This window comes from Serratia sp. 506_PEND, assembly GCF_001076875.1.
GTDB lineage: Bacteria > Pseudomonadota > Gammaproteobacteria > Enterobacterales > Enterobacteriaceae > Serratia > Serratia marcescens.
On sequence record NZ_JVEL01000183.1, the window covers coordinates 1 to 207 of the forward strand.

General features: G+C 53.6%; 1 protein-coding gene. It reads left to right on the plus strand.

The window, feature by feature from the left end; genetic code table 11:
• The coding region (locus tag ADK28_RS32685) for a hypothetical protein (RefSeq protein ID WP_048794993.1) at window positions 1–185 on the plus strand (185 nt) is incomplete at its 5' end.
• Window positions 186–207 lie beyond the last annotated feature (22 nt).

A 207-nucleotide genomic window follows, 5' to 3' on the forward strand; every position in this document is an offset into this window, starting at 1 on the left:
TATACACGGCCCGCCTGTTTATTCAGGCGGCTTTATTGCCAGTAACAAGGGAAAAGAAATGCATTGTCCGAATTGCGGTTCGCAAAACATACGACTGCGCCATGTGGGTAAAAAGACGGGTGGGGTCATTGGCGCAACAGCCGGAGGTCTTGCCGGGCTTGAAGGAGCCTCCACCGGTGCGCTGATAGGTTCAGTCATTCCGGTTGT